Genomic DNA, 4,320 nt, shown 5'->3' with positions numbered 1-4,320 from the left:
CTGCAATCCATCCCGGCAACTGTTTTTCTTTTCATCTGTAAACGCCGCTTTCTGATCGCACTTTTTTCAAAGGGCGCGTTTTTTTACTAGCATAAGCCATAGTGGTGAACGGAAACAATTTTAGGTAATGGTGTTAAATCAGGCTTCTTTCGTAAGACAATACATACAATTTCCTTAGTAAGAAGCAAACATGTATACAGCGTTCCGGATAATAGGATTAAGATATTTTTTAATTTAAAAAATTAGCTTTAATAAGCAAGTAGTTTGTTTGTTTCTGTTTATGGAGCGATTTGAGGCTGTTGCAATGGAAAATGATAAAACCCGAGTTCTGGATTAGCCTATATAATTTTGTTTCAAGTCCCCTCTTTGTGTGTTAAATTTGGAATTACAAAATTAACAAAGGAGCCAAGCATCAATTTATCAAAATTAGTCAAAATATATTTCGCGGCTGATGCATTTTTAAAAAAGTTGATGCCTTATATAGAAAGCCAACTATTAATCAATTCTACAAGAAAACCCACTAAACGTGTTTCTTAACCTTGAGTGACATAATGACCATATTAATTGCGTTTCATGTAATTGGCTTTAGAAATTTTAAGTTATATTATATTCATTTACAGCAATTTGATGCTAATGAATTTGTTAATTCAGTACGTTATAATAGATTTATAGCACTCATTCAGAGAACATTAGTTTCAATGTACTGTTTTACACAAAGGGCTTTCTAAAACCAAACAGGTTGCTGCTTTATCTTCAATAAGTAAAAAATACTTTATAAGGCTAAATAATCATTTTGTCATAAACCGATCTATTTACGAATAAAAATGATATTATTATCCTTCCTGCTCTATTAATGCTTTATGTCTTGATTTCTATACATAGAAATAATTCATAAATTTGATCGGATGGCTTACTGCATCATCGCTTGATTTTTTTCATAATTTTTGATCAAGCAAAAAATAGGTTAGATTCTTGTTTTCATTTAATACAACCAGCAGCATGAAATACAATTGGCTATTGATCGCTTTATTTTTCGGGATACCTGCCACGCTATGCCATGCAGAAACCAATACAGGAGAAATAAAAGATGCTGAATTTGTAATTGAAAAACAAAAGAAAAATAGAGTAAACCAAGCACAAAGGCTTTTTTTTAAAGCCCCTAGCCAAGCCATAAAAAATCTTCACAAACCTTTAGCAGCCACAAAAGCACTAACATCGGAAGCGATATCATTTGACCTTGTACCTCTTGCATACCTTCCCTTTTGTTTAAAAAATAAAGAGGAACGTCTTGTTTTTAAGAACTATGGCAAAGTAGGTATGAGTTCCTTATTGCTCCCTTATCTAGAGGTTTCATTAGGCAACCATGCCTTTTGCAAAGGGATTTGGTCGACCGATCTCACTTTTGCTCCAGAATTATGGAACAAAAAATCGACGGAAGCCTCACTTCGGCTACAAGGTAGATATGGCATAGGGTCATGGCTATTGGACCCAAGTTTACACTATCAGCATAATTGGCACAAATATAGCGATACGAGTCATAGCTCTAGGCTCCATCAAACAAAGATTGACTTATTGACTCAACAAGCGAGCCAAGCTACTACGCAAGATGGGCAAGTAAGCCTAAAACTGCTCAATGACCATCATAAAAAACTAAATGAACAGCTATTTATGCTGAAATATAAATGGGCCAAGCACTTGAATAATTGGTCTGTAAAAGTAACCACCTACCATGATATAGCCAGCTATACAAACCATAAACAACAACAAACCCGTTTTATTGTTTCGGCTACACCTAGTCTTTATTTGCGTTTATTTAAATCTATAGAGCTAAAGTCTGGCCTAAGGATGGCCTATCATAATGATCCGATTCCTGGAAAAATACCTCATTTTGATCTCTATCCTATGGTTAGGATAGCGTATGCTGTGTCTAGTAAGCTTATGCCTTATATAGGTATACAAGGTATGGGTGTAGGCGGGAGTGTAGTCCCATTGCACCTCCATCATGTGGTAGCTAAAAATCCTTTTATAGCTTCCAACATGAAGCTATCACACCGTCATGAATACTTCAAACTGTATGGTGGGAGTAAAGGCATTATTACACCTCATCTTTCTTATCAACTGAATATAGCTTATCGGAAATTTAAGAACCAGTCTAGAATAGTGGCTATTACAAACAATGAGATTAGCTTGGCTTACCATCCAGATGAGTACAACGTATTAAAAGCGACTGGCATAGTCGACTACGCTATAGCTGGTACAAAATTCAATACAACCATAAAAGGAAGCTATTACCGATATCCGGACAATAGATTGACGCCTATTTGGTGGTACCATAAACCTATTTATAAACTAAAGCCAACGCTTACCTATAAAGTTCATCCAAAAGTTTTACTGATCAGTCATCTCCATCTACATGGCCCAACTACTGTAAAAGATCTAGCAGGTACCGCCATGGAACTAGATAAGATCATAAACCTTTCTTTAAATATAGATTTTTTTATTTCAACAAGATTTGCGGCATTTTTAATGATCAGTAATCTACTAAACCGCCAACATATTGGTTACACCCGCTATCCGGATAAAAAGATCAATATAACAGGCGGCCTACACTACAAATGGTAATTTATATTTTATGATAGATCGCATTGCCCAACTACGGGAAAAAATGGCAAGTACAATCATTAAGGATAAAGAAACCTTAGAAAGCTTTCGACGTCATTTTATCAGCAAAAAGGGAGCCATTTCGCTTTTATTTGAGGCTTTTAAAGAGTTGCCTACTGGAGAAAAAAAAGTCATTGGTCCAACCTTAAATAGTTTAAAGCAAGCAGCAGAAAAGAAGTTTAAAAGTGCAGCCAGTGCAATAGAAGCAAAACATGTATCGGTTACAGGGCAATCAGTAGATGTCACCCTTCCTTCTTTTGGCCCTACAATAGGTAGCCTACATCCCTTAACTATTGTGCAAAACAAGATTATCTCTTTATTTCAACGCATTGGATTTAACCTGGTAGAAGGCCCAGAAATCGTAGGAGACTGGCATAACTTTACGGCATTAAACTTTCCTGACAACCATCCTGCCCGTGACATGCAGGATACTTTCTTTGTCCAGCGTAACCCAGACCAATTATTACGTACACATACCACTTCTGTTCAGATTGCCATATGTGAGACACAAAGCCCTCCTATTCGATCTATTGCCTTGGGCCGAGTCTTTAGAAATGAGGCTGTATCTGCACGATCTCATTGTTTTTTTCATCAACTGGATGGAATGTATATTAACACAGATGTGACCTTTAGTGATCTAAAAGGGACCATTTATCATTTTGTAGAGACACTCTTTGGGCAAGCTACCAAGCTCCGTTTTAGGGCTTCTTATTTTCCTTTTACAGAACCTAGTGCAGAGGTAGATATCAATTGCAGGCTATGTCAAGGCAAAGGATGTACGGTTTGTAAGCATTCAGGGTGGGTAGAGATATTGGGTGCAGGGATGATTGATCCGAATGTGTTAAGTAATTGCCATATCGATCCTGAAAAATATAATGGTTTCGCTTTTGGAATGGGCATAGAACGTATCGCCATGCTACTCTATCAAATTGATGACCTACGGTTATTTTCTGAAAACCATCTTGACTTTTTGAGGCAATTTAAAAGTGTTTTGGGACATTAGGTCTTATGCTGTTGTTCCAGCTATAACGAGTGATTGCAGTAGCTTTTTAGAAGAGGCGTTTTTATAAGTAACCCCACCATAGTACTGAATGGATAAGTAAAAATGACACTTTATAGAGTAACTAATTTTTATGTTGTGCGCCTAAATAAATTTAAATTTGTTTAGGAATGTGCGTTTAAAAAAGGATTAAGGATATTTTTTACTTGCATTTGATTGATCACATTTGCCATATATAACGCTGCCAATGTTGGGTTATTAGCCAGTTCATTTTGCCATTCATCTATACTTACCTGCCGCTTACCCATTCTTCGGGCTAAAGACTTACCATAAGGTACAGCTGGCGGAACCCCTGCTTGAGCAAAAGTACGATTCAATATTTTAGCTAATGCAAAATATTGGTCTACATCTGTAGCTGATTTGTAGGCATCTGTACCTACCTTAATGCCTAAACTTAATAGTTCCTCAAGCCGCTCTCTTGCAAGTGTGGATACGTTTGATGTCTCCCCAGCCTCTTTTTGCATCTCTGCCATCACCCTATTTTTCATATTTTCCCGCTTGACTAAGTCTAATGCTAAAAATCTTGCTTGCAAGCTCGAAAAAAGTTCCAATACGTTGCTTTTACTAGCTAAAATTTGTTTAGCCCTGCCAAAAGAGTA

3 protein-coding genes and 1 pseudogene are annotated in these 4,320 nt (G+C 36.6%); 3 read left to right on the top strand and 1 reads right to left on the bottom strand.

All coding sequences use genetic code 11. The features are described from left to right. Positions 1-411 precede the first annotated feature (411 nt). The 3 genes and pseudogenes from MUW73_RS00635 to MUW73_RS00625 form a co-directional block, all read left to right on the top strand. A pseudogene (locus tag MUW73_RS00635) lies at positions 412-716 on the top strand (IS982 family transposase); the annotation flags it as partial. Between the two features lie 283 nt (positions 717-999). Then, a complete protein-coding gene (locus MUW73_RS00630) occupies positions 1,000-2,622 on the top strand; it encodes a hypothetical protein (protein WP_243018196.1) in 1,623 nt (540 codons plus the stop codon). 10 nt (positions 2,623-2,632) lie between these two features. Then, entirely contained in the window at positions 2,633-3,664 is a 1,032-nt protein-coding gene (locus MUW73_RS00625; RefSeq protein WP_243575149.1) for a phenylalanine--tRNA ligase subunit alpha, read from the top strand. Between the two features lie 161 nt (positions 3,665-3,825). Here the strand turns inward: MUW73_RS00625 and MUW73_RS00620 are convergent. Then, the coding region (locus MUW73_RS00620; RefSeq protein WP_243575148.1) for a hypothetical protein at positions 3,826-4,320 on the bottom strand (495 nt) is incomplete at its 5' end.

Source organism: Candidatus Cardinium sp. cByotN1, assembly GCF_022810525.1.
GTDB lineage: Bacteria > Bacteroidota > Bacteroidia > Cytophagales > Amoebophilaceae > Cardinium.
Note: the sequence above shows the minus strand (reverse complement) of the source record. Positions and strands in the feature narration are given on the sequence as shown.